This window comes from Stenotrophomonas sp. YJH_SMC_48-3 (assembly GCF_059369375.1).
On sequence record NZ_JCAFSQ010000006.1, the window covers coordinates 117,453 to 142,120 of the forward strand.

The 24,668-nt window shown below is 67.1% G+C and carries 22 protein-coding genes; 9 read left to right on the plus strand and 13 right to left on the minus strand.

Translation table 11 applies throughout. From position 1 onward, the window contains the following. Window positions 1-126: 126 nt before the first annotated feature. Window positions 127-2,073 (minus strand): DEAD/DEAH box helicase, encoded by a 1,947-nt coding sequence (locus tag AC5P65_RS11530; protein WP_111098977.1) that lies wholly within the window; start codon window positions 2,071-2,073, stop codon window positions 127-129. 264 nt (window positions 2,074-2,337) lie between these two features. Between AC5P65_RS11530 and AC5P65_RS11535 the strand changes: the two genes are divergently transcribed. Beyond that, on the plus strand, window positions 2,338-2,559 hold the full coding sequence (locus tag AC5P65_RS11535) for an RNA-binding S4 domain-containing protein (RefSeq protein ID WP_019659156.1): 222 nt from the start codon (window positions 2,338-2,340) through the stop codon (window positions 2,557-2,559). A gap of 11 nt (window positions 2,560-2,570) precedes the next feature. On the opposite strand, the gene ubiM is transcribed toward AC5P65_RS11535, so the two are convergent. The 4 genes from ubiM to AC5P65_RS11555 all read right to left on the minus strand — a co-directional run bounded on the left by ubiM (window position 2,571) and on the right by AC5P65_RS11555 (window position 5,996). After that, window positions 2,571-3,749: a 5-demethoxyubiquinol-8 5-hydroxylase UbiM gene (gene ubiM / locus AC5P65_RS11540; RefSeq protein ID WP_021203643.1), complete on the minus strand. Its 1,179-nt coding sequence runs from the start codon at window positions 3,747-3,749 to the stop codon at window positions 2,571-2,573. An 80-nt stretch (window positions 3,750-3,829) separates the two neighbouring features. Further along, window positions 3,830-4,219 (minus strand): MAPEG family protein, encoded by a 390-nt coding sequence (locus tag AC5P65_RS11545; protein ID WP_021203642.1) that lies wholly within the window; start codon window positions 4,217-4,219, stop codon window positions 3,830-3,832. A gap of 11 nt (window positions 4,220-4,230) precedes the next feature. Next, on the minus strand, window positions 4,231-4,776 hold the full coding sequence (locus AC5P65_RS11550; protein ID WP_019659159.1) for a DUF4019 domain-containing protein: 546 nt from the start codon (window positions 4,774-4,776) through the stop codon (window positions 4,231-4,233). Window positions 4,777-4,835: 59 nt separating this feature from the next. Next, window positions 4,836-5,996 (minus strand): COG3904 family protein, encoded by a 1,161-nt coding sequence (locus tag AC5P65_RS11555; protein ID WP_111098978.1) that lies wholly within the window; start codon window positions 5,994-5,996, stop codon window positions 4,836-4,838. Between the two features lie 443 nt (window positions 5,997-6,439). On the opposite strand from AC5P65_RS11555, the gene AC5P65_RS11560 reads away from it, so the two are divergent. The 3 genes from AC5P65_RS11560 (at window position 6,440) to AC5P65_RS11570 (ending at window position 10,082) form a co-directional block, all read left to right on the plus strand. Next, window positions 6,440-7,918 (plus strand): DNA-3-methyladenine glycosylase 2, encoded by a 1,479-nt coding sequence (locus AC5P65_RS11560; protein WP_019659161.1) that lies wholly within the window; start codon window positions 6,440-6,442, stop codon window positions 7,916-7,918. Continuing rightward, window positions 7,915-8,406: a methylated-DNA--[protein]-cysteine S-methyltransferase gene (locus AC5P65_RS11565; RefSeq protein WP_021202265.1), complete on the plus strand. Its 492-nt coding sequence runs from the start codon at window positions 7,915-7,917 to the stop codon at window positions 8,404-8,406. The genes AC5P65_RS11560 and AC5P65_RS11565 overlap by 4 nt, the downstream gene beginning before the upstream one ends. 425 nt (window positions 8,407-8,831) lie before the next feature. Then, window positions 8,832-10,082 carry an alkaline phosphatase family protein gene (locus AC5P65_RS11570; protein ID WP_111098979.1) on the plus strand — a complete coding sequence of 417 codons (1,251 nt, stop codon included), beginning with the start codon at window positions 8,832-8,834 and terminating at the stop codon, window positions 10,080-10,082. A 128-nt stretch (window positions 10,083-10,210) separates the two neighbouring features. Here AC5P65_RS11570 and AC5P65_RS11575 read toward each other — a convergent pair whose 3' ends face one another. Further along, complete coding sequence (locus tag AC5P65_RS11575; protein ID WP_004150462.1) at window positions 10,211-10,390, minus strand: 30S ribosomal protein THX; 180 nt, start codon at window positions 10,388-10,390, stop codon at window positions 10,211-10,213. 110 nt (window positions 10,391-10,500) lie between these two features. Next, complete coding sequence (locus AC5P65_RS11580) at window positions 10,501-10,914, minus strand: MerC domain-containing protein (protein WP_021202517.1); 414 nt, start codon at window positions 10,912-10,914, stop codon at window positions 10,501-10,503. Between the two features lie 136 nt (window positions 10,915-11,050). On the opposite strand from AC5P65_RS11580, the gene AC5P65_RS11585 reads away from it, so the two are divergent. From AC5P65_RS11585 to AC5P65_RS11605, 5 genes are all read left to right on the plus strand, one after another. After that, window positions 11,051-13,258 carry a TonB-dependent receptor gene (locus tag AC5P65_RS11585; RefSeq protein ID WP_111098980.1) on the plus strand — a complete coding sequence of 736 codons (2,208 nt, stop codon included), beginning with the start codon at window positions 11,051-11,053 and terminating at the stop codon, window positions 13,256-13,258. A gap of 169 nt (window positions 13,259-13,427) precedes the next feature. Further along, window positions 13,428-13,865 carry a hypothetical protein gene (locus AC5P65_RS11590; RefSeq protein ID WP_111098981.1) on the plus strand — a complete coding sequence of 146 codons (438 nt, stop codon included), beginning with the start codon at window positions 13,428-13,430 and terminating at the stop codon, window positions 13,863-13,865. Between the two features lie 221 nt (window positions 13,866-14,086). Next, entirely contained in the window at window positions 14,087-14,653 is a 567-nt protein-coding gene (locus AC5P65_RS11595; protein ID WP_019659167.1) for a TetR/AcrR family transcriptional regulator, read from the plus strand. Further along, window positions 14,653-16,326, plus strand: coding sequence for an MFS transporter (locus AC5P65_RS11600; protein ID WP_111098982.1), 1,674 nt, complete (start codon window positions 14,653-14,655; stop codon window positions 16,324-16,326). Before AC5P65_RS11595 ends, AC5P65_RS11600 begins: the two co-directional genes overlap by 1 nt. 8 nt (window positions 16,327-16,334) lie before the next feature. Further along, window positions 16,335-17,489, plus strand: coding sequence for an HlyD family secretion protein (locus AC5P65_RS11605; protein ID WP_021202514.1), 1,155 nt, complete (start codon window positions 16,335-16,337; stop codon window positions 17,487-17,489). Window positions 17,490-17,584: 95 nt separating this feature from the next. Here AC5P65_RS11605 and AC5P65_RS11610 read toward each other — a convergent pair whose 3' ends face one another. The 6 genes from AC5P65_RS11610 to creC all read right to left on the minus strand — a co-directional run bounded on the left by AC5P65_RS11610 (window position 17,585) and on the right by creC (window position 24,668). After that, entirely contained in the window at window positions 17,585-18,076 is a 492-nt protein-coding gene (locus AC5P65_RS11610; protein ID WP_021202513.1) for a Fur family transcriptional regulator, read from the minus strand. A 34-nt stretch (window positions 18,077-18,110) separates the two neighbouring features. Next, window positions 18,111-19,514, minus strand: a complete 1,404-nt coding sequence (gene gltX / locus AC5P65_RS11615) for a glutamate--tRNA ligase (RefSeq protein WP_111098983.1) — start codon at window positions 19,512-19,514, stop codon at window positions 18,111-18,113. 154 nt (window positions 19,515-19,668) lie between these two features. Next, on the minus strand, window positions 19,669-21,261 hold the full coding sequence (locus tag AC5P65_RS11620; RefSeq protein WP_111098984.1) for a M28 family metallopeptidase: 1,593 nt from the start codon (window positions 21,259-21,261) through the stop codon (window positions 19,669-19,671). 124 nt (window positions 21,262-21,385) lie between these two features. After that, complete coding sequence (locus tag AC5P65_RS11625) at window positions 21,386-21,796, minus strand: hypothetical protein (RefSeq protein WP_019659172.1); 411 nt, start codon at window positions 21,794-21,796, stop codon at window positions 21,386-21,388. A gap of 10 nt (window positions 21,797-21,806) precedes the next feature. After that, window positions 21,807-23,126, minus strand: coding sequence for a cell envelope integrity protein CreD (gene creD, locus AC5P65_RS11630; protein WP_111098985.1), 1,320 nt, complete (start codon window positions 23,124-23,126; stop codon window positions 21,807-21,809). A gap of 81 nt (window positions 23,127-23,207) precedes the next feature. Next, complete coding sequence (gene creC, locus AC5P65_RS11635; protein WP_111098986.1) at window positions 23,208-24,668, minus strand: two-component system sensor histidine kinase CreC; 1,461 nt, start codon at window positions 24,666-24,668, stop codon at window positions 23,208-23,210.

Here is a 24,668-nt window from a genome sequence, read left to right on the forward strand (position 1 = left end):
CGGAGGGGATTAAGTCGTTTTCGGCATAAGCGCATGGCCTGCCATTTACGACTTAATCCCCTCCGTCCCCTTTTCCTGTACGCCAGCCCGGGGGCTGGCGTCGTTATGGACGGCTGCGGGTGCGGCTTAGAAGCTGCGCGGGCCGCGCGGCTTGAAGCCGTCACGACGCGGCGGGCGGCTGTCGCGGTCACCGCCGCGGTCGCCACCATGGCCACCCGGACCACCCGGGCCACCACGACGCGGGCCACCCGGGCCGCCCGGGCCACGCTTGTCGAAGCGCGGCTTGAACGGACGCGGGGCCGGGTTGGTGTCTTCACCCGGAGCCAGCGCACGCATCTGCAGCTGCTGGCCGGACACCCACACCTTCTGCAGGTGCGACAGCACGTCCGGCGGCATCTGTGCCGGCAGGTCCAGCAGCGAGAAGTCGTCGTGGATGTCGATGCGGCCGATGAAGCGGCTTTCCAGGCCCGCTTCATTGGCAATGGCGCCGACGATGTTGGCCGGCTTCACGCCATGCTGATGCCCCACCGAAATGCGGTAGGTCTCCATGCCCTGCTCCGGTGCACCACGCGGCGGAACCTCACGGCGCGGACGCTGCTCGAAACCACCTTCGGCGTCGTCGCGACGCGGGCCACGCTCGAAGCGCGGACCGCGCTCGTTGCGGTCGAAGCGATCGCCACGCTCCGGACGGTCGCCACGGTCGAAACGCTCGCGCGGGGCGCGCTCTTCACGCGGGGCACGCACCGGCGGCTGCAGCAGGAACGGGGTGTCACCCTGCAGCATCCTGGCCAGCGCGGCGGCGATCTCGATGGCCGGCACGTTCTGCTCGTTCTCGAAGCGCTCCAGCAGCTGGCGGTAGAAGTCCAGGCCACCGGCACCCAGGGTTTCGCTGATGCGCGAGGTGAACTTGTTGATGCGGGTGTCGTTGACCGCTTCCACGCTCGGCAGCTGCATCTCTTCGATCGGCTGGCGGGTGGCGCGCTCGATCTGGCGCAGCATGCCCTTCTCGCGCGGGGTCGCGAACAGGATCGCCTCGCCGCTGCGGCCGGCACGACCGGTACGGCCGATGCGGTGCACGTAGCTTTCGGTGTCGTACGGGATGTCGTAGTTCAGCACGTGGCTGATGCGCTCCACGTCCAGGCCGCGCGCGGCCACGTCGGTGGCAACCAGGATGTCCAGCTTGCCTTCCTTCAGCATGGCGATGGTGCGCTCACGCTGGGCCTGCTGCATGTCGCCGTTGATGGCGGCAGCGGCCAGGCCACGGGCCTGCAGCTTGCTGGCCAGTTCTTCGGTGCCGGCCTTGGTGCGCGCGAAGATGATCATCGCGTCGAACGGCTCGACCTCCAGGATGCGGGTCAGCGCATCCAGCTTGTGCATGCCGCTCACCCACCAGTAACGCTGGCGGATGTTGGCCGAGGTGGTGGTCTTGGCCGCAATGGTCACTTCCACCGGATCCTGCAGGTAGGTCTGCGCGATGCGGCGGATCTGCGGCGGCATGGTGGCCGAGAACAGGGCCACCTGGCGCTGCTCCGGCAGCTTCTTCAGCACCGCTTCGACGTCGTCGATGAAGCCCATGCGCAGCATTTCATCGGCTTCGTCCAGCACCAGGGTCTTCAGCTCGGACAGGTCCAGGGTGCTGCGGTCCAGGTGGTCGATCACGCGACCGGGGGTACCGACCACGACATGCACGCCACGGCGCAGCGCCGACAGCTGCTGCCCGTAAGGCTGGCCGCCGTACACCGGCAACACGCGGAAGCCCGGGATCTTCGACGAGTAGGACTGGAATGCCTCGGCGACCTGGATGGCCAGTTCGCGGGTCGGCGCCAGGATCAGGGCCTGCGGCTTGATCTGCTGCAGGTCGATGTTGGACAGTACCGGCAGTGCGAACGCAGCGGTCTTGCCGGTGCCGGTCTGGGCCTGGCCCAGCACGTCGCGGCCTTCCAGCATCGCCGGGATGGTGGCGGCCTGGATCGGCGACGGGGTTTCGTAGCCGATGGCGGTGACCGCCTGCATCACGGGCTCGGACAGGCCGAGCTGCGCGAACTGCAGCGGCGCTTGGGAATCTTGGGACATGGGGAACTCCGAAGGCACTGCCGTCTTCCTGGCAGTGCGATAAAAAAGGGATGGTCCGCGCTTTGGGCGCCCTTCTTATCGCGTGCCCTGGCGCTGCTCGGTCGGAGGAGATTTCACTCGCTCAGAGCGGGATGATACCGCATTGATCCTGAACGAGGCGTACAGCTTTCCGTGCGCGTGCCGTCGAGCCCGTGCTGGCGCACAATACGCGCCCGCTTCCCGGCCCGGCCGCTGGCCTGCGCCCTCTTCCCAGGAACCCGCTCCATGCAGATTCTCGAATTCGACCTCGACGGTGACTACGTCGAACTCAAGCAGCTGCTCAAGCTGGCCGACCTGGTCACCAGCGGCGGCGAGGCCAAGATGGTCATCAGTGAAGGCCAGGTGCGGGTCGATGGCGAAATCGAGCTGCGCAAGGCCTGCAAGATCCGCGCGGGCCAGGTGGTCGAATTTTCCGGCAGCCAGATCCGGGTGCTGGCTGCCGGCTGATCTGAAGCCGTTCAGGCCACGCGCTGGGTCAGGTGCGAGGCGATCAGCTGCCTGAACGGTGCCACGCCCTGCGCCAGGCGCAGGCCAGCCGCACGCAGCAGGCGCGCCGGGCGACGGTCGTCGGTGTACAGGCTGGCGATCGCATTGGTGGCTTCGTACAGCGGCCGCGACGCCAGCCGATGGCCCCGCTGGTAGCTGGTCAGCATGCCGGCGGCAGCAATGTCGGCACCGCGACGCTGCTGCGCGACGATGCCCTGCGCCAGCCGCTGTGCGCTGGCCAGGCCCAGGTTGAAGCCATGCGCGGTGACCGGATGCATGCCGACTGCGGCATCGCCGATCAGCGCAGAACGCTCGCCGACGAAACGGTGCGCGTACACACCCACCAGCGGGTACGCCTGCGGCGTCGCCACCGGCTGCATGCGGCCCAGGCGATGTTCAAAGCACGCACTGATGGCATCGCCGAAGGCCACCTCATCCATCGCCAGCAGTTCTTCGATCTGCCGCGGCGGCAGCGTGATCACCGCCGATGCCTGGCCCTCGTTGAGCGGCAGCAGCGCCATGGTGCGGCCGTAACCGAACCATTCCCAGGCCGTGTGGTGATGGTCGCGCTCGACCTGCATGCGGCACACCAGCATCGACTTGCCGAAGTCGCGCATCTGCGCACCGATGCCAAGCATGCGGCGGGTGGCGGAGAAGCGGCTGTCAGCCGCGACCAGCAGGCGGGCGTGCAGTTGGCTGCCGTCATCGAGTCTGACCACGTGGCCCTGCGCATCGGCCTGGACGCGCTGCACCTTGCGCCCGTCGAACAGGTCCAGACCATCCTGGTCCTGCACGGCATCCCATGCAGCGCGGCGGATCAGATGGTTGGGCACCAGCCAGCCCAGCGGCTGGCCGTCGACCTGGCTGCTGGCGAAGGTCAGCGCGAACGGCGAACCGCCGTTCATCACCTTGGCATCGCGCAGTTCAGCGACCTCGGCCGGCGGCAGGCGCTGCCACAGCCCCAGCTGCTCCATGCTCTGCCGCGAGGCATGGGTCAACGCGATCTCGCGGCCATCGAAGGCGGCCTCGGCCAGCGCCTGGCGCGGTTGAACTTCGACCAGCCCGACCTGCAGGCCACTGCCGGCCAGCGCCCGAGCGAAGCACAGGCCCGCCGGTCCGGCGCCGACCACCACCACGTCCATCCTGCGCATGCGCGCCTCCTGCCGTTGATTCAGTCCGGGCCAGCATAGCGCCGCGCGCCTGACCGGCCTTGATCTGGATCAGGCGCGGGTCACAACAACGCGAACACCAGCGCCAGGATCGACAGCAGCGACACCAGCCACACCAGGCTGCGCAGGTAGGGCACGCCGGCCGCGTACAGGGGCAGATAGACCACACGCGCCCAGAAGTAGGCCTGCGCAGCCAGCGCCGTGGTGCCGTTGCCGCGACCGGACACGACTACTGCAATTGCGGCGGCGGCGAAGAACGGGAAGGTTTCCAGGAAGTTGGCCTGGGCCCGCTGCAGGCGGCCGGCCAGCGGGCTGAGCGGCTTTGCATCGCCATCGCGTGCCGAGGCATTCCACTTCATCCCGCGCTCGCGGGTGACCACGGTGGAGGTGGCGAAGATGTACACGAAGCCGAGCACGATCGACCAGGCCAGCATTGCCAGTTCAGTTGCCATCGCTCATCTCCTCAGGGTGCCGACGCACGCAGGCTGTAACCGGCCAGGCGCCACACCTGGTCTTCGTCGAAACGGAACGAGACCAGCTCGCGCACCGGCTGCGCGCTGTTGGCGAAACGGGTCGGGAAGCTGACGTTGATGTACAGCCCTTCCGGCACCGCAGCACCGGCGCTGTACTTGACCCGGGTGATGGTGGGCTGGCCACGCCCGGCCAACGCACCCAGGCGCGCACGCTCGGTGGTCAGCTGGCTGACGAAGGCGGCCTTCGGCACCGCACGACGGGCGACGGCCGAAGCGCCATCCCACAGTTCGCCGGCGCGGTTGGCATCGACCAGCTGCGCCGCCTTCAACGCAGCCGCGCCCATTTCGGCATCCTGCTTCTGCACCTGGGCCTGCTGCGCGGCGGTCAATGCCGGAGCGCCGGCGGTGGCCGGTTTCGCAGCCGCCGGCGATGCCGGGGCCGGGCGCGCGGGTGCCGGTGCCGGCGTGGCCGGCGCAGGTGCCTGCGCCAACGCAGTCAGGGGCAGCAGGGACAGCAGCAGGAGCGCGCGCTTCATGGACACCGCCGGTTCTCGAGGAAAGGACCGCAGTCTACGCCAGCGCGGTGAGCGGTTCGTCAGCGCGCGTGGGCGTTGCCTTCCACCGCCGCCGCATCGGCCTGCGCCGCAGACTTGCCTGCATCGTCGGCTGCCTGCTCGGCCATCGGCGGTTCCGGCGGTGCCGGGGGCAGCGTCGCCACATCGATCTCCGACAGCGGGCTTTCGTCCGGGCACACCGCGTCGGGAAAGCCGAAGCGCTGTTTCAACGCCTGGCCGCAGCTGTTGATCGACTCCATGTCGGCGCCTTCGCGCTTGCATTGCTGGTCGAAGGCGACCAGGAACGCGTCCTTGCGCTGCACGAAATCATCGCCGCAGGCACGCATCTGCTTGATCCGTTCCAGATCATCCTGCACCGCATTGGTCCCATCCAGGCCGTACTGGCGCAGCTCGTCCGGAGTCAGCAGGCGCAGGCTGCGGTTGGGCACGGTCATCATCAGATCGGCCACGCCCACCGCCACGCCATTGCGCTGCAGATAGTCCTTCACGTTGTCGTAGACCTCGTGCAGCTCGCGGTTGAGTTCCGCGCGCGAGGTGGCCTTGGAGCTGATCCGCATCATGCGGTGGATGCCGACCTTGCCCGACAGCAGGCGGTTGTCACCGGCGGCCAGCACGAACACGCAGGCGCTGTGGCAGATCGAGCCTTCGCGCACCCAGATGGTCCAGCCGGATTCACCGATGCTGTCACCGGCAACGATCGCCGATTCCACCTGGCCGCCGCTGGAATCCAGATCGAGGATGCGCTTGTGGATCTTCTGCTGGTCGGCGACCACCGCCAACCGCCACATCATCTCGGCGAAGCCCGGATTGATCTTGCCGGCGTAACGCACGCGCATCAGGCCGCGCTCGGCGCACGGCGCCAGCGCCTGAGTGATCTGCTCGCGCTGCAGGCCTTCCAGCTCGACACCGTCGCCGGCATCGCCAGCATATTCCGTGCTGCAGCTGACCCAGGCACGGCCATTCTCAAGCTGCGCCTGCGGCCACGGCCGATCCGCCTGGCTGCGCGGCGGCGCTGGCGGTGGCGGTGCATCGGCCGCATTGATCGACACCATGTTCTCGCCATCGCTGGCCGGTGCCCGCGCCGCCTTGTCGGCAGCAGTCACATTGCCCGGATTTTCCAGCTGGCTGCAGCCCGCCAGGGCCAGGCACAACAGGGGCAACCAGCGGCGTTTGGCGGACATCGGGCAACCAGTCTTCACGTGAGCAGGAGCCACAGTCTACCCGTCCGGGGCACCCGTTCAGCGCGTGGCACTGAACCCCTTCTGACCCTCTGGCTCCAACCTTTTCATTACAGCGTCTTGCACCACTCCATCCACGCATGGCGTGGATCTACCGTGTCGACCAAGGTCGACACCCAGAGCGGGATGCCGTTCCGGCAGGCCGCGGGAAACTGTCGAAGGCGGGGTAGTCCGGTGGCAGGGGCGTGAGCGCCATGGATGGCGCGACCGAGCTACCGGGACGTACTTGCAGCGCCCCCTGCCACCGGCCCCACCCCGCCCTCCCGCAGGAAGCCTGCTGTTGCTGTTGCCTCTGCGGGTGCGGGGCGCAGCCCTGCCCAACCCTCTTCAGCATCCATGTCCGAATGTGGCGAGTATCTCCAGCCGCACACGCCTAGACTGGCGCCATGGATACCGCCCTCGCCCTCGACACCGCCGCCTGCGACCGTGCCCGCCTGGCCCGCGACGCGCGCTTCGACGGCGTGTTCTTCACCGCCGTGCGCAGTACCGGCATCTACTGCCGCCCGGTGTGCCCGGCACCGCCGCCGAAGCCGCGCAACATCACCTACTACCCCACCGCCGCTGCGGCCGCAGCTGCCGGCTACCGCCCATGCCTGCGCTGCCGTCCTGAACTGGCACCGCAGGCCCAGCAGGCATTGGCCGGGCAGACCGTGCAGCGCGCACTCGCCCTGATCCATGGCGGCTTCCTTCAGGAGCAGCCCGTCGCGGACCTCGCGCAGAAGATCGGCCTGAGCGCGCGCCAGCTGCAGCGCCTGTTCGTTGAACACCTGGGCGCGACGCCGGCGCAGATCCACGCCACCCATCGCCTGCTGCTGGCCAAGCAACTGCTGACCGAGACCACGCTGCCGGTGACCGACGTTGCGCTGGCCGCCGGCTACAACAGCCTGCGCCGCTTCAACACCGCCTTCCTGCAGGGTTGCGGCATGGCACCGACGGCGCTGCGTCGCCAGCACCAGCCGCTGGCCGCCGATGACGGCGGCCTGGTGCTGCGCCTGGTGTATCGCCCGCCGCTGGACTTCCCGCGCATGCTGGCCTTCCTGCGCAAACGCAGCCTGCCTGGCATCGAACTGATCGGCGAAGACAGCTACCAGCGTGTGCTGGGCACGCCCGAACGCCCCACCCTGCTGCGGGTCACCGCCGACCCGAAGCGCCCGGAGTTGCGCCTGCAGCTGGGCGCGGTCGATCCGCGTCTGATTCCGGACATCGTGCGCCGCGTGCGCCGCGTATTCGATCTGGACGCGGACCTGCAGCAGGTGCACGCCGCGCTGAGCGAAGAACCCTTGCTGGCGCGCGGTATCGCCGAACGCCCCGGGCTGCGCGTACCCGGCGGCTGGGATGGCTTCGAGGTGGGCGTACGCGCCGTGCTCGGACAGCAGGTCAGTGTGGCCGCAGCCACCACCTTCGCGCGGCGCCTGGTCGACGCCTATGGCGCGCACCTGCCGGGCATGCCATCGGAATTCGATCGCCAGTTCCCGGCGCCCGAGGTGCTGGCCGAAGCGCCCCTGGAATCGATCGGCCTGCCGCGCAGCCGCGCCGCCACCGTGCGTGCGCTGGCGGCCGCCTGCGCCAGCGGCCAGCTCGACTTCGCGCCCGGGCAGGCATTGGAGGAATTCGTTGCGCGCTGCGTCGCGCTGCCCGGCATCGGCCCGTGGACGGCGCAGTACATCGCCCTGCGCGGGCTCGGCCAGCCCGATGCGTTCCCGGCCGGCGATCTTGTACTGCAGCAGGTGCTCGGCCACGCGCAGGGCCAGCGCCTGAGCGAACGTGCAACCGAAGCGCGCTCGCAACCGTGGCGGCCGTGGCGCGCCTACGCGGTGCTGCACCTTTGGCACCTGTCCGGCACGTTCGTTGGAGAACCGACATGACCCTGTTGTTCGACCGTTTCGACAGCCCGATCGGCGTGTTGACCATCGCCGGTGACGAACGTGGCCTGTCACATGTGCTTTTCCCCGAGAACCGCCATCCGGCACGCGGGCGCGATGACTGGCACTACGCACCGGATGCGCTGCCGGAAGCGCGCGAGCAACTGCTGCAGTTCCTGCACGGCGAACGCAGCAGCTTCGACCTTGTGCTGGCACCACGCGGCACGCCGTTCCAGCTGCGTGTGTGGCAGGCGCTGGCGTTGATTCCGTTCGGCCAGACCTGGAGCTACCTGCAGCTGGCGCAGCACCTGGGCCAACCCAGCGCGACCCGTGCGGTCGGTGCAGCCAACGGGCGCAACCCGCTGCCGATCATCCTGCCCTGCCACCGCGTGATCGGCAGCAACGGCGCACTGACCGGTTTCGGCGGCGGCCTGGAAACCAAGGCGGCGCTGCTTCGGCTGGAACAACGCCAGGCCCCGCTGTTCGCCTGAGAGGGCTGGCCGGGCTGCGCCCGGCACCCGCAGAGGCAACCGCAACGGCCGAAGCAACAGCAGCGTTCCGAGGCATGGCGCGGTGGGTCCGGTTGCGAGGGACGCCGTCAACCCGTCCCTGTAAGCTCGGTCGCGCCATCCATGGCGCTCACGCCCCCGCAACCGGACCCACCCCGCCTTCGACAGGTTCCGGCGATCTGTCCGAACGTCATTCTGCGCAACTGTTGGTAGGTGTCGACCTTGGTCGACACGGTAGATCCACGCCGTGCGTGAATGGAAGCATCAGGAATATATCTGGAGAAAAGCCCCCTTCTTGTTGAAGGGGGCGCGCCGACAGGCGCGGGGATAAGGAAAAATGCGCGGACACGGCGCGCAATAGTGCGCCGTGTCTTGGGCGCGTCATTACCTCGCACTATCATGCGCGGATGACTTCCGTACGCCTGACCTGCGCGCTGGCGCTGCTGCTGCCATTGGCCGCCTGCACCACCGCGCCCGCCCCTTCCGCCTCCGTTCCCACACCCGTCGCTGCGGCTGCGCCGCCCAAGCTGCTGCTGATCTCCATCGATGGCTTGCGTGCCGACGCGCTCGACCGCGGCCTGACCCCGAACCTGCAGCGACTGATCGACGGCGGCGTGCGTGCACGCTGGATGACGCCGTCCTATCCGTCGCTGACCTTCCCCAACCACTACACCATCGTCACCGGCCTGCGTCCGGACCACCACGGCATCGTCAACAACAGCATGGACGATGCAACCCTGGGCCGTTTCGAACTGAGCAACCGCGACGCGGTCACCACCAGCGGCTGGTGGGGTGGCGAACCGATCTGGGTCAGTGCCGAGAACGCTGGCGTACGTTCGGCCACCACGGCGTGGCCGGGCAGTGAGTCTGAAATCCGCGGCGTGCGCCCCAGCAAGTGGCGCGTGTACGACGGCAAGCAACCGCTGGAACAGCGGGCCGGCATCGTGCTCGACTGGCTGGCGCAGACCGATGCTGATGCACCGCGCCTCACCACGCTGTACATGGAACACGTGGACAAGGCCGGCCACAACTACGGCCCCGAGTCGAAGCAGTATGCCGACGCCATCGTGCGCGCCGACCAGATCGTCGGCCAAGTGCTGGATGGGCTGCAGCAGCGCGGCCTGGCCGCGACCACCAACGTGATCGTGGTCTCTGACCATGGCATGGCCAGCGTGCCGGTCGGCCAGGTGATCTCCACCGAGTCGATGGCCGACCCGGCCATTGCACGCAATATCAGCCAGGGCCAGTCGGTGGGTTTTGCGCCGGTCGCCGGCCGCGAAGCGGAAGCCGAACGCGCCCTGCTCGGACGCCACGCGCACTACGAATGCTGGAAGAAGGAGAACCTGCCGGCACGCTGGCACTATGGCACGCATCCGCGGGTTCCAGCCATCGTCTGTGCCATGGATGAAGGCTGGGATGCCCTGCATCAGGAGAAAATCGCCAAACGCGACCATCAGGATCGCGGCTCGCATGGCTACGACAATGCCCTGCCCTCCATGCGTGCCGTGTTCGTGGCCAGCGGCCCGTCATTCCGACAGGGTTTGGTGATCGATGGCTTCGACAATGTCGACGTCTACCCGCTGCTGGCGCACCTGCTGCAGGTGCCGGCCGCGCCGAACGACGGAAATCCGGAAACGCTGAAGAAGACCCTGCGCTGATCCGATTGTAGAGCCGAGCCCACGCTCGGCTGCATTGCGCCGGGCATGGGCTCGGCTCTACAAGAACGTGCATAAAAAAACGCGGCGCCAGGCGCCGCGTTTTTCTTTGGACCGGTCGGTCGGCCGGATCAGGCCTTGGCGACGGCCTTCTTCGCCACAGCCTTCTTCGCCGGAGCCTTGGCCACGGTCTTCTTGGCAACCGGGGCGGCGGCGCCTACGGCGACCTTGCTCGCGGTGTGCGAACGGGCGTTGCCGTAGCTGGCGTTGTAGCGCTTGCCCTTGGCGGTCTTGCGGTCACCCTTACCCATGTCTTCAACTCCTCAAGTGTGAAATCTGGTTACCCCGTACTGACACGGGTTCGGCGGGGCCGCCTTGCTGGGCGCCCCCGCGCACGATCGAAAATCCTATCACGGAGCGCCTAGTGCGCGCAGCTGGCGTCGTGCACGTGGCCGTGGTTGAGGCGAAGATTGACCAGGTGGGCCACCCCCACCAGCAGGCCGCCGATGGTCATCACCACCGCATGCGGCACGGCGTTGTGGTGCAGCGGGTCGTACAGCACACCGGCCCACAACGCGACCAAGCCGGGAATCAGGAAGCCCAGCGCGCGCAGCGCGCCGTGGCGGCGGTAGCCCCATACCAGGCTGAACAGCCCGAGCAGGGTCACGAACACCACCAGCGCCTGCTCCACGCCATCGCCCAGCCAGAACGACAGGCCCAGCGAAGGCGCCGCCGCCAGCAGTACGGGAATCACCGCGCAGTGCACCGCGCACAGCATCGAACCGGTAGCGCCGAAACGGTCGAGCAGATGGCGCAGGCGTGAGGACAGGGACATGACTTCCAGCAGGGTCGGCGAATCGTTATGGAATAATATAACATCCCTTCCCGAACCGCACGGTTTCCCCTCCCCCTCTCCCATCGGCGGGATTCGTGCGCCCTGCGATTGATACATTGTAACAAAGGACCGATCCATGCCTGCCCACACCCCACGGCTCAAGCCGCATTACCTGGCCCTGGCCCTCGCCGCCCTGCTTCCGACCGTTGCCTTCGCCGCCAGCGAAGACGATTCCCATCGTGACCGCCACCTGACTGAACTGTCGTCGGTGCAGGTCACCGCGTCGCCACTGCAGGGCGATGCCGAATCGCTGGCCCGCCCGGTGGAGGTTCTGGCCGGTGAGCGCCTGGACGAGCAGAAGGCCGGCACCCTCGGCGATACCGTGGCCAAGCTGCCCGGCGTGCAGAGCACCTTCTTCGGCCCCGGCGTCGGCCGCCCGATCATCCGTGGCCAGGAAGGCCCGCGCGTGGCCGTGCTGTCCAACGGCATGGGCAACATGGATGCATCCACCGTCAGTGCCGACCATGCCACCAGCATCGAGCCGTTCCTGGCCGACCAGATCGAAGTGCTGAAGGGCCCCGCCACGCTGTTGTTCGGCAGCGGTGCCATCGGTGGTGCGGTCAACGTGGTCGATGGCCGCATCGCACGGGAGCTGCCGGAGCGGCCGCTTAGCGGCCGCGCCGAACTGCGCGGCAATTCGGTGAACAATGAGCGCAGCGGCATGTTCCGCCTCGATGGCGTCAGCGGCAATGTCGTGCTTCATGTGGACGGCCTGGTGCGCAATGGCGACGACTACCGTATCCCTGGCTACGCGGTGATCGACAGCCTGGAAGACCACCATGACGACCACGACCATGACCACGCGGGCGAGGAAGGCGAAGAGCCGCGTCGCGGCCGCCTCGACAACAGCTCGATCCGCACCCGTGCCGGTGGCGTCGGTGCGACCTGGCTGGGCGAAGGCGGCTACTTCGGCGTGTCGGCCAGCACCTACCGCACCAACTACGGCATTCCCAACGGCGCACACGTGCACGCCGATGGCGACGATCACGGCCATGACCACGGCCACGACCATGGCGACGAAGAGGAAGGCGGCGACGAGCATGACGTGCGCATCGACATGGTGCAGAACCGCTTCGAGACCAAGGCCGGCATCTATGACCCGGTCTCGTTCCTGAAGAACATCAACGCACGCGTGGCCTATACCGACTACGAGCACGTGGAGCTGGAGGCCGGCACGCCGTCGACCCGCTTCACCAACCGTGGCATCGAAGCGCGCCTGGAAGCGGTGCAGCAGCAGATCGGTGGCTGGGACGGTGCCTTCGGCCTGCAGTTCGGCAACAGTGATTTCGGTGCCAAGGGCGAAGAGGCGTTCGTTCCGGATACAGGCACGAAGAACATCGGCCTGTTCGTGCTGCAGGAAAAGCAGTTCGGACCGTTCAAGCTGGAACTGGGCGGCCGCCACGACCAGGTCAAGCTGGACCCGACCGGTGATTACCGGCGCCGCACGTTCGGCGCCACCAACCTGTCTGCCGCCGGCATCTGGAAGCTCAACGACGCCGTTGACCTGCGTATCGGCGTGGACAGCTCCGAGCGTGCACCCACCAACGAGGAGCTGTATGCCGCCGGCGCCCACATCGCCACCCGTTCGCTGGAGATCGGCGACGCCAACCTGAAGACCGAGCGCGGCCAGCGCGTGGAACTGGGTATCCACACTCACAGTGAGCGCTTGGACTTCTCCGCGTCGGTCTACCAGACCAGGTTCAAGGACTTCATCTACCTGGCCGACACCGGTGTTACCGAAGGCCTGCCGGTCCGCGCCTGGACCCAGCAGGACGCGGTGTTCCGCGGTGCCGAGGCCGAAGCGCTGGTGCACCTGTTCGAGAGTGGCGCCGGTGACTGGGATCTGCGCCTGTTCGGTGACTACGTGAAAGCCAAGCTGGATGGCAGCGGCAGCCGCAACCTCGACATCGCCGTGCCGCACGGCGACCACAACCACAATTACAACGTGGAACTGGCCAACACCGGCTACCTGCCGCGTATTGCCCCGGCCCGCGTCGGCGCCGACCTGCGCTGGTCGAAGGACGGCTGGCGCGCCTCGGTCGGTGCGGTGCGCTACAGCCGCCAGAAGGACGTGGCGCAGAACGAGGAGCCGAGCGATGGCTACACCCTGGTCGACGCCCACCTGGCCTACCGCTGGGACCGCAACGCCAGCAACAGCTACGAGGTGTTCCTGGATGGCAGCAACCTGACCAACCGCGAAGTCCGTCCGCACACCTCGCTGCTGCGCGACTACTCGCCGCTGCCGGGCCGTGGCGTCGCATTCGGCATCCGCGCGTTCTTCTGATCGGCCTGCGCCGTCGGAACATCACCTGAGGGGGCCGAAAGGCCCCCTTTTTTTGTCGTATATGGCATGAACTGGTGAACGCGGCGCACTACCGACGCGTCACCATTTGCTACACGACTAGACTCAGCCCGGTGTCAATCCAATAGACAAACTGAGCGGAAACATTTGCATGGCCCTGAGTCTCGATGCCGAACTGGAAGAACGCTTCCTTGCAATTGCCAAGCGCGGCAGAACCGCTTGGCTGGCCGGCGATATTGCGGAGGCAGAGCATTGCTTCCTTGAAAACTGGGACATGATTCCAGAGCCCAAGTCATCCTATGACCACGCCCAGAGTTCATCGTATGGAATAGCAGTTTTCTATCGCGATACCGCCCAGTTTGAGAAGGCCAGAGCGTGGGCGATGGTCGCCAGAGACATTTATGGACAAGGAGAAGCCTCAAGCGAGTACATGGACGAGCTCCTTGCAACGATTGAGTTCGAATCGGGAAACCTTGATGCAGCCTACGCGCTGTTCGAACCGCAGCACCGCAAGTACGGCAGACGTGCCTTTGAGGGCCATGAGAAGGGGTTCATTGATTTCATCAAGAGCAGGAAGAAGGCCAGATGAGCGGATCAGCCACCGGCTAGCCGCATCCGTTCCGGCGCCAAGCCTTTTCATCCACGCATGGCGTGGATCTACAGCAACTCCAGCGGGGGGCCTTCGGGCCCCGCTTTCGTTCAGATTCTCACCATCACGTATCCGTCACAAAGATGTGCGTACGACAACAAGCGGACAATCCCGTCACTCAATGTCTCGCCAACCGGACATTAATGTCCGAAAATATACCCATGACCGCCCAACGTGCCGATGCCGCTGCCCGCCGCGCCCTCATCCTCGACGCCGCCGATCATGTGTTCGGCCAACACGGTGTCACCGCCCCGCTGGACCTGGTGGTTGAACGCGCCCAGGTGGGCCGCGCCACCCTGTACCGCAACTTCCCCGACCGCACCGCGCTGATCCAGGCGCTGCTGCAGCGTACGGTCGACCGCATCCGGCGCCAGGTCGAACAGCTCGGCGACCGCGACGACGCCCTGTTCGAGGTGTTCGAGGGCATGGCCCAGCGCATCATCGATTCGCCGGCACTGGCCGATTACTGGCGTGCGGTCGATTCGGACGTGCCGTCCATGCGCGCCGCGCGCGAGACCGTGCGCGACCTGCTGGAGGAACCGATCGCGCGCGCCAAGGCGGCCGGGCTGTGCCGTGCCGACCTGGAAAAGACGGATATTTCACTGATCTCGGGCATGCTGGGTGCGGCCCTGCGCGGCAAGACCCGCGACGAGCGCGCCCAGTTGGCCGGGCGCGCCCTGCAGCTGCTGCGTGGGGGTCTCCAGGGAGCTGCCAGCGAGGCCCGTTGATGGTCCAGCCGTATCTGAAGCCGGTTCCGGATTGGGAGGAGCATGAGAAGCCGACCATGCCCGGCTCGGCGTCGATGCCCTGGCACCCGCCGTACCGGCGCGCGGCCTATGCGCTGGTATCGTTGCTGGTGGCGATCACCGGCGGCCTCGGCAATGCGCTGGTTACCGCCAACCTGCCGTTCCTGCAGGGCCAGCTGGCGCTGACCCCGACCCAGGGCAGCTGGCTGGTAGCGGCCTATGCGATGGTGAATGTCACCGCCAACCTGTTGGCCTTCAAGTTCCGCCAGCAATACGGCATCCGCCTGTTCGCCGAAATCGGGCTGGGCCTGTACGCGGCGTTGGCGGTCCTGCACCTGTTCGTCGGCAGCTTCGAGACCACGATGCTGACCCGAGCCGCCAGCGGCTTCGCCGGCGCGGCCTGTTCGACCTTGGGCACGCTGTACATGCTGCAGGCGCTGCCGCGGCGCTTCACCGGCAATCTGCTGGTGGTCGGCGTCGGCCTTTCCCAGCTGGCGGTGCCGATCGCCTGGATCGTCTCCCCGGGCCTGGTCGATACCGGCCAGTGGCACCAACTGTACTCGTTCGAGGCCGGCCTGGCCCTGTGCGCCTTCGCCGCAGTGGTAGTGCTGAAGCTGCCGCCGGGCATCCAGGTGAAGGCGTTCGAGCCACTGGACTTCCTCACGTTCGCGCTGCTCGCCCCGGCCGTCGCCCTGCTGGTGATCGTGCTGGCGCAGGGCTACACGCGCTGGTGGCTCAATACAGCGTGGCTGGGCTGGGCGCTGATCACTTCGATCGTGCTGTCCACCACCGCCTTGATCATCGAGCACTACCGGCGTAACCCACTGCTGCAGATCCGCTGGCTGTCGACGCTGCCGGTGCTGCATTTCATCGTCGGCGCCTTCCTGATCCGCTTCCTGACCACCGAGCAGTCCTACGGCGTGGTCAACCTGATGCGCACGCTGGGCATGGGACCGGACCAGATGCGGCCGCTGTTCGTGGTGATCCTGGCCGGGGTGATCACCGGAATCGCCGGTGCCTCGCTTACCTTCGGCCCGAAGCGGCTGATCGCCCAGCTGCTGATGGCGATCCTGCTGCTGGGCGCCGCCGCGTTCTTCGACCAGCACCGCACCAGCATGGATCGGCCGCACGACTTCTACGCCAGCCAGTTCCTGGCCTCGGTCGGTGCGGGCATGTTCATGGGGCCCCTGATCATGCTTGGCATCTCTGCTGCGCTGAAACAGGGCGTGGACCACATGATCACCTTCCTGGTGACGCTGTCGATCACGCAGACGCTGGGCGGCCTGGCCGGCTCGGCGGTGCTGGGCACCTTCCAGCTGCATCGCGAGCAACTGTATTCCAGCGCGCTGACCAGCCAGCTCGATCCGGCCGATCCGGTGGTAGCGCAACGCCTGCGTCTCCAGCAGCAGCTGTACAGCGCCCAGATCACCGACCCGGTCCTGCGCAGCGCACAGGGCAGCGCGCAGCTGGCACAGACCACGCGCCGAGAAGCCAACGTGCGTGGCTTCAACGATGTGTTCACCCTGAGCGGCTGGCTGGCGATCGGTTTCCTGTGCTGGTTGCTGCTGCTGTCGCTGCGTACCGCCGTACTGAAGCAATGGCGCAAGCGCCACCCGCCCGAGTCCACCGCGGCCACGCCGGCCGCATCCCGTTGAGTCCCCCCATGCCTCCCGTGCCGCCCCGACCCGACGACGCCGACAACGTCACCCCGCCGCCGCCCACCGACGCGGCGCCCGCGTCCACGCCGGTAGAACCCGCGGTCGCGCCGAAGTACCTCAAGCCCAGCGCGCGCAGCGTGGCGGTGATGGTGATTGTCGCCCTGCTGGGCATTGCGCTGATCCTGCGTGCCTGGCACCTGTGGCCGTTCACCAGCAGCGTGATGGTGACCGACAACGCCTATGTGCGCGGCCAGATCACGGTGATGGCGCCGCAGGTGAACGGCTATGTGACCGAGGTGCTGGTGAAGGACTTCCAGCACGTGAAGGAAGGCGAGCCGCTGCTGCGCATCGATGACCGCATCTATGCGCAGCGTGTCGCCCAGGCGCAGGCAACGCTGGACAGCGCGCGTGCGGCGCTGGCCAACTCCGACCAGTCGCAGGCGCAGAACCGTGCGCAGATCGCCTCGGCGCGCGCCACGCTCTCGGCCGGCCAGGCCGAACTGCAGCGCTCGCGCAACGAGCTGAAGCGCTACGAGGAACTGGCCGCACAGCAACTCGTGTCGATCAATGACCGCGACAAGTTCCGCACCAGCCAGGCCTCGGCGCAGGCCAGCGTGCAGCAGTCGCAGGCGCAGATCCGCATCGCCGAGGAAACGCTGGTGTCGACCCAGGTCGCGCGCAAAAGCCTGGAGGCCCAGGTGGAAAGCGCGCAGGCGCAGCTGGAGCTGGCCCGCATCGATCTGGCCAATACGGTGATCCACGCACCGCGCGACGGCCAGATCAGTGAAGCCAGCGTACGCGTGGGCCAGTACGTCGCGGCCGGCTCGCAGCTGCTGTTCCTGGTACCTGACACGCTGTGGGTGGTGGCCAACTACAAGGAAGGCCAGACCTGGGGGATGGCGATCGGCCAGCCGGCCACGTTCTCGGTGGACGCGTTCCAGGGGCAGGTGCTGAAGGGCCGTGTCGAAGAGATCGCGCCCGCCACCGGGTCGGAGTTCAGCGTGTTGCGCCCGGACAATGCCAGCGGCAACTTCACCAAGGTGGTGCAGCGGCTGCCGGTGCGGATCTCGATCGATCCGGGTCAGGCACTGGCGGCGCGGCTGCGGCCCGGCATGTCGGTGATCGTGCGGGTGGATACGGCAGGCAAACCGAAGGACTAGCCCTTGTCATGAAACGGGGTCAGATCCCTTTTGCCAATGGCAAAGGAATCTGACCCCACTCAGGATGCCGGCCAGCGGCCGGCACTACCATTGCATTACCCCGCGCAGCGCGCGCAGAGACCGTGCACTTCAAGGGTCTGTGCCTGCGGCTGGAAGCCCAGTTCCTTGGCGCGCTTTTCCAGCTGGCTGACGATTTCCCGGTCTTCCAGTTCCACCGCGCTGTGGCAGCTGTTGCAGATCAGGAACGGCACCGAATGCGCGGCGCTGCTGGGGTGGTGGCAGGCCACGAAGGCATTCACCGATTCCAGCTTGTGCACGAAACCATTGGCCATCAGGAAGTCGAGGGCGCGGTACACGGTGGGCGGGGCATCAGCACCCACACCCTTGCCGTTGCGCACCCATTCCAGCAACTCATAGGCCTTGACCGGCTTGCCGGCCTCGGCGATCAGCTTCAGTACATTGGCGCGGATCGGGGTAAGGCGCAGCCCGCGTTCGCGCGAGACACGCTCGACCACCGCCACGAAATCCGATGCGTCGTGGACGTGGTGGTGCGGGGCGGTACAAGCAGTGGCGGTCTTGGCGGACATGCGCGTTCTCCGGTTTGGGCCTGGCAAGGATGCCTCAGGCCGTTGCTACCTTGGTGATGGCCACATCGATGCGTTTCAAGGCCTGCTCGCGGCCAGCCAGGTACACGGTATGGGAAATGTCAGGACTGACCTGGGTACCGGTGATGGCCACGCGCAACGGCTGGGCGACCTTGCCCATGCCGATCTCCAGCGCGGCGGCGACGTCGTGCAGGGCCACGCCCACCGACTCGGCGGTCCATTCCGGCAGGGCTGCCAGCAGCTCGCGGGCCTTGCCCAGCGCCACCTCGGCACCGGCCTTGAAGTGCTTGGCCACCGCCGCGTCATCGTACTCGGTCAGCGGCTGGTACCAGACCACGGCTTTCTCGGCCATCTCCTTCAGGGTCTGCACGCGTTCACGCAGGGCGATCACCACGTCCTCCGGTGCCGGTCCGGCAGCCACGTCCAGCCCCAGCTTCTGCAGCTGGTAGACCAGGTGCGGCACGATCGCGGCCACATCCTCGGTCTTCAGGAAGTGCTGGTTGACCCAGCCCAGCTTGGCCATGTCCAGTCGCGAGGCCTTGGAGTTGCAGTCCTTCACGTCGAACAGCTCGATCAGCTCCTGGCGGCTGAACAGCTCCTGGTCACCGTGCGACCAGCCGAGGCGGGCCAGGTAGCTCAGCAGCGCATCGGGCAGGTAGCCGGCGTCCTTGTACTGCATCACGTCGGCCGCGCCGGTGCGCTTGGACAACTTGGCGCCCTGCTCGTCCAGGATCATCGGCATGTGGCCGAACTTCGGCACCGGCGCACCAATGCCTTCGTACAGGTTGATCTGGCGCGGGGTGTTGTTGATGTGGTCGTCGCCGCGGATGACCTCGGTGATGCCCATGTCCCAGTCGTCCACCACCACCGCGAAGTTGTAGGTGGGGTAGCCGTCCGGGCGGAAGATCACCATGTCATCCAGCTCGCTGTTGGCGATCTCGATGCGGCCCTTGATCAGGTCGTCGAACACCACCGTGCCTTCCAGCGGATTCTTGAAGCGGATGACGCGGTTCGGGTCGTCCCTGTAGGGCAGGCCCAGATCGCGCGCAGCGCCGTTGTAGCGCGGCTTCTCCTGCCTGGCCATGGCAGCCTCGCGCATCGCGTCCAGCTCTTCGCGGGTCTCGTAGGCGTAGTACGCCTTGCCCTCGGCGATCAGCTGCTCGGCCACTTCCTGGTAACGGGCAACGCGGTCGGTCTGGTAGATCGGGCCTTCGTCATAGTCCAGGCCCAGCCACTCCATCGCCTCCAGGATGGCGTCGATCGCACCCTGGGTGCTGCGTTCACGGTCGGTGTCCTCGATGCGCAGCACGAACTCGCCGCCACGATGGCGGGCCTCCAGCCAGCAGTACAGCGCGGTGCGGGCACCACCGATGTGGAGGTAGCCGGTGGGACTGGGGGCGAAGCGGGTGCGGCAGGTCATGGACGGCTCGAGGAACGGGACTCCCCCGATTTTACCAGCCCGCCGCCCCCGACGGAAAAAGGGGACGGAGGGGATTAAGTCGTGATTGCCCAGCCCGTGGGCACTGCAACCGGGAAACAGAGGGGAGATGCGACTTAATCCCCTCCGTCCCCTTTTACGGTTCCACCTTGCGCGGGAACGGCTGCTCGCGCATCGCGGCGTTGTAGGCGAACGAGGCGACGATGGCAGCGGCCTGCTTCAGGTCTTCCGGTTCGGCGTGGTCCCAGGTGTCCAGGTGGCTGTGGTGGACATTGGTGAAGTAGTCCAGCCGGTCCTGGATGAACTGGAAGCCCGGCAGGCCGATGCGGTCGAAGCTGATGTGGTCGGTGCTGCCAGTGTTGCGGGTGGCCACGGTGGTGGCGCCCACGTCATGGAACGGCGCCAGCCAGGCTTCGAAGATGGGCATGGCCGCCAGGTTTTCCTGAGCGTAGATGCCACGGAAGCGGCCCGAGCCGTTGTCCATGTTGAAGTAGACCTGGAACTTGCCGTAGTCGCGGGTCTTCTGCAGTGCGCCGGTCGGCTCGCGCAGCGACGCCGGCAGCGCCTTCTGCGCCGGGTCGGTCGGCTCCGGGAACTTGCCGAAGTGCTTGGCCACATAGGCCTGCGAGCCGATCAGGCCCTGCTCCTCGCCGCTCCACAGCGCCACGCGGATGGTGCGCCTGGGCTTGGCGCCGGTGGCCTTGAGGATGCGCATCGCCTCCATCATCACCGCCACGCCGGCGGCGTTGTCGGCCGCACCGGTGCCGCTGTGCCAGGAATCCAGGTGCGCGCCGATCATCACCACTTCATCGGGCTTGCTGCTGCCACGGATCTCGGCCAGCGTGTTGTAGCCGGGCTGGTCGGCCTCGTCGGTGAAGCGTGCGGCCACATCCACGCGCAGGCGCACGGTCTGCTTGGCCTCCAGCGCGCGTACCAGCGGATTGAAGTGCTCGCTGATCATCGCCAGCTCGGGAATGCCCACCGACTCACCGGCCTTGCGCGAACCACCACCGGCAACGCGGATGATGCCGTTGTCCCAGCTGCTGATGCCGATCGAGGCCAGCGCGCCCTCTTCCACGAAGAAGGCATTGACCTTGGCCGCCAGCTGCTGGCGTTCCTGGTATTCCTTGACCCGCTTGGCGCGCTCGGCGGTGGCGTCCTTGTCCTTGGGCAGGGTGAACTCCTGCAGGCCCTCCAGCGAGGTGGCGTCGTGGCGGTGCGAATCGGGCTCGGTGCCCCGCTTGTATTCGCGTGCCTCGCCCAGCAGGAGGATCTTGCCACGCAGCTTGCCGCGGTACTTCTCTATGTCTTCGGGCTTCTTGATGTCGACCTGCACCAGCTCGCCTTCGACAGGGCCCTTCGTACCGGGGGTCCAGGCCTTGGGCAGCGCATGCAGCGGCTGCACGCGGTCACCCAGCATTTCCACGCTCGCCGAGGTGAATTCCCAGCCACGGCCGAAATCAACGAAGGCCTCGTCGTGGACGTTGTCCAGCTTCCATTCGTTGAACTTGCCGCGGGTCCACGCATTGGCGCGGCCCATCGCCGGCGAGTTGGTCAACCGCGGTCCAATGCGTTCGGTGAGGTAACTGAAGGTGTCCATCACCTGCGACCGGTGGAAGGCCTCCTGGCGGATGCGGCTGACCATGTCCAGGTCCACCGTCTCGCGCTGCTGCGCCCCTGCATTGCCACCCATCACCAGCGCTGCGGCCAGCACGCCCCACTTCAACACATCGCACCCCTGCCCTTCGGCTCGATCTTCAACCCATCGAGTCTAGCCAGCAGGGGCGCGCCGATACCGTCCCATCGGTCATGGACAGCAGTAGATCCACGCCATGCGTGGATGAACAACCCGATCACCCCCTCCACCCCAACCACAACTGCGCCCGCTCCGGCAGCAACAACAACCAGTGCCGCCGGTCGACGCTGCAGCAGCCGTACACCGCCGCATGCGCGGGCCAGTCATCGGGCAGGCCGTCGATGCCGATTTCGGCCAGCGCTTCCGCCCCGGCCTTCCATGGCCGGTAGCGCGGCACCCGTCCGGCCACTGCGCCACGTCCCTGCCGCGCACCCTGCAACCAGCCCAAGCCCTTGCCCCGCAGTCCTTGGCAGGTCGCCGCCGCCAGCTGGAAGCGGACCAGGCCGGGGGCGATCCGTGCCCCCGGCAGGGCCGCCAGCACGCCATGTGCCTGCAGCAGTGCATCCACTTCCAACAGGGCCGGAATACCCTGCCGTGCCCGTTGCCGCAATCCCTGGCGCCAACTCATGGCCTGCTCCTTACTTCAGGTCCGCGCCGAGCGCGTACCAGTCCACCCGACGGGTCACCCACATCGCCAGCGCCAGGATCACGAACAGCAGCAGCGAACCCATCAGCAGCGCATTGTTCTCCGACACCAGCAGGCCATACAGCGCGCCGTACAGCACGGTCAGCAGCGCCGCGAAGCCGAAGCCGCGCTTCCAGTGGCCCAGCACATTGGCCAGGTACACCGCCTGCAGGCCGATGCAGGCCACCGCCGAAACCAGGTAGGCCTTCCAGAACGCGATGTGCTCGGACAGGCTGATCAGCAGCAGGAAGAAGATCGCCAGCGCCAGGCCGACCATCAGGTACTGCAGCGGGTGGATGCGCAGCGACTTGATCAGCTCGAACAGGATGAAGCCGAGGAAGGTCAGCAGCACGAACAGCACGCCGTACTTCGAGGCACGGTCGGCCTGGGTGTAGGTATCGACCGGATCGACCAGCGACACCGTCACCGCCTGCGAGTCCACCGAACCGTCATTGCGCAGCTGCCGCTGTGCGTCGGAGGCCAGCGAGGACACCGCCCAGCGCGCATCGAATCCCTGCGCATCAACGCGGTGCTCGTTGGGCAGGAAAGCTCCGCTGAACGACGGATGCGGCCAGCTCGAACGCAGCGCGATGTGGGTGTCATCGCCCACCGGCACCACCGACAGCATGCGACTGCCATCCAGGCGCAGCTCCAGTTCAACGGTGCTGGCGGCCAGCGTGCCGCCCTGATCCGCATCGAAACCGGCCACCGGTGCATGCAGGCCCCGCCCGATCTCGCCGGCCGCACCAACACCCGGCAGCAAACGCAGCTGCTTGCCATCCACGCGCAGGTTCGGCGTGCCGACCAGGCCACGGACATCGGAAACCCCCACCGCCACATACGGCTGGCCGTAACTGCGGCCCGCCTTCACCGGGTAATCGTCTGCGGCGAAGGTCGCCTTCATCTGGCCGTTCCAGCTGTACACCGGCACCTTGAACAGCCCCACCTCACGCTGGCTCGGCAGCATTTCGCCGCCCACCTCCAGCGATGCCGGCATCTGCAGCCAGTGCCCCTCGGTGACCTGCACTTCGGTCTTCTTGACGCCCAGCGGGTCGACCAGTTCAACCTGCTTGCGTTCCACCCATGGCACCACCCGCACCGGGCCCACCAGCTGCTGTGCGCCGGCGCGGCTGTCGGCCACCCGCGAGAAAGCCTCGTCGCGGTACGCACTGCGTTCGTTAATGACACTGCGGATCATCGTCAGCGGAACCAGCAGCAGCAGGATCAGGCCGCCGACAATGGCGAAGCGCAGCAGCATCTTCAGGGATTTCATGGTCCATCCTCGTTGGAGAGGACTGCAGGATGGACCGCCACGGTGAGCGGGGTTTGTGGCGAATTTGAAGCGAATGTGAAGTCAGCGGCGGGGGCGCTGGCCCGGCACTGACAACGGCAGCCACAGGCTGGCGACGGTGCCACCGCCGTCGCGCGCGTCGAGGCTGGCGCGACCATCGTGCAGGCGCGCGACCTCCTGCACGAACGGCAGGCCCAGGCCGGAACTGCGCCGGCCGCTGCCGGGGCGGGCCAGCGAATAGAAGCGTTCGAACACCCGTTCGCGCGCGTAGTCGGGAATGCCGGCACCGCGATCCGCTACCTGCAGGCGTACGCCCTGCCCGTCCACCTCGGCCAGCAGCGCGATGTCCGCGCCGGGCGGTGAGAAGGCAATGGCGTTGTCGATCAGGTTGTGCAACGCCTGCCGCAGCAGATAGGCATCACCCTGCACGCGCATGTCGGGTACGCTGCCGATGCGCACCTGCACGCCGGCCGCCTGCGCACGCACCTGCGCGGCCGCCGCCGCATCGGCCAGCAGGGTTGGCAGCGCGATCGGATCGCGGGTCTGCAGCCAGCCGTGCTGTTCCACTTCGGCCAGCGCCAGCAGCTTGTCGATCGTCTCGGTCAGCCGCTCCTGCTGATCGACGATGCTGCGTGCAAAATGCACGCGGTCGGCCTCCGGCAGTGGCTCCTGCAGCAGCTCGGCGGCACCGCGGATCGCCGCCAGCGGACTCTTCATTTCATGCGTCAGCGACTGCACGTACTGCTCGACGTAGGCCTTGCCCTCCAGCTTGCGGCGCATCGTTTCCAGTGCCTGGCCCAGGTCGCCGATCTCGTCGCGGCGCCGCCGCGGGGGTGGCACCGGTTCGCCGGCGCTGACCGCACGCGCGTAGCGGCTGAGCTGGCCAAGGCCCGTGGTGAGCCACATCGTCACCAGCACGCCGACCAGCGCCGACAATCCGATCAGCCAGGCGCCGCGCTCGATGATGGCGCGTTGGCTTGCAGCGATGAACGGATCGATGCTGCGGTTGGGCTGGGCCAGGCTGAGCACGCCGATCAGCGTGCGCCCATCGTCCGGGTCGTATACCGGCGCCGCCACATGCATCACCGTATTGCCTTCCTCGCCCGGCGTTTCCGGGCTGGAGCGGGCACCGTACTCGCCACGCAGGGTGCGATAGACATCATTCCAGCGCGAGTTGTCGCGCCCCAGGTCGCGGCCCAGCGAGTCGTAGATGACGATGCCCTTGGCATCGGTGATGGTCACCCGGTAGTCCAGTGAGCGCTTGGGAAAGCGCCAGACCATCGCTTTCAGGTCACGCTGCCGCGCCTTGGCGAGGTTGCGGGTGAAGCTGCCGCTGCCGATGGTGCCGGCCTTGACGTCGGCGGCGGCCATCTCGGCCAGCACGTTGGCCGCATCGACCAGGGTCGATTCCATCGCCTGGCGCACGCCGGGCTTCACTTCGTTGACGAACACGCGCATCACGAAGAACGCGGCGATGCCGGTTATCAGGAAGAAGCCGAGGAACAGCTTCAATACCAGGCGCAT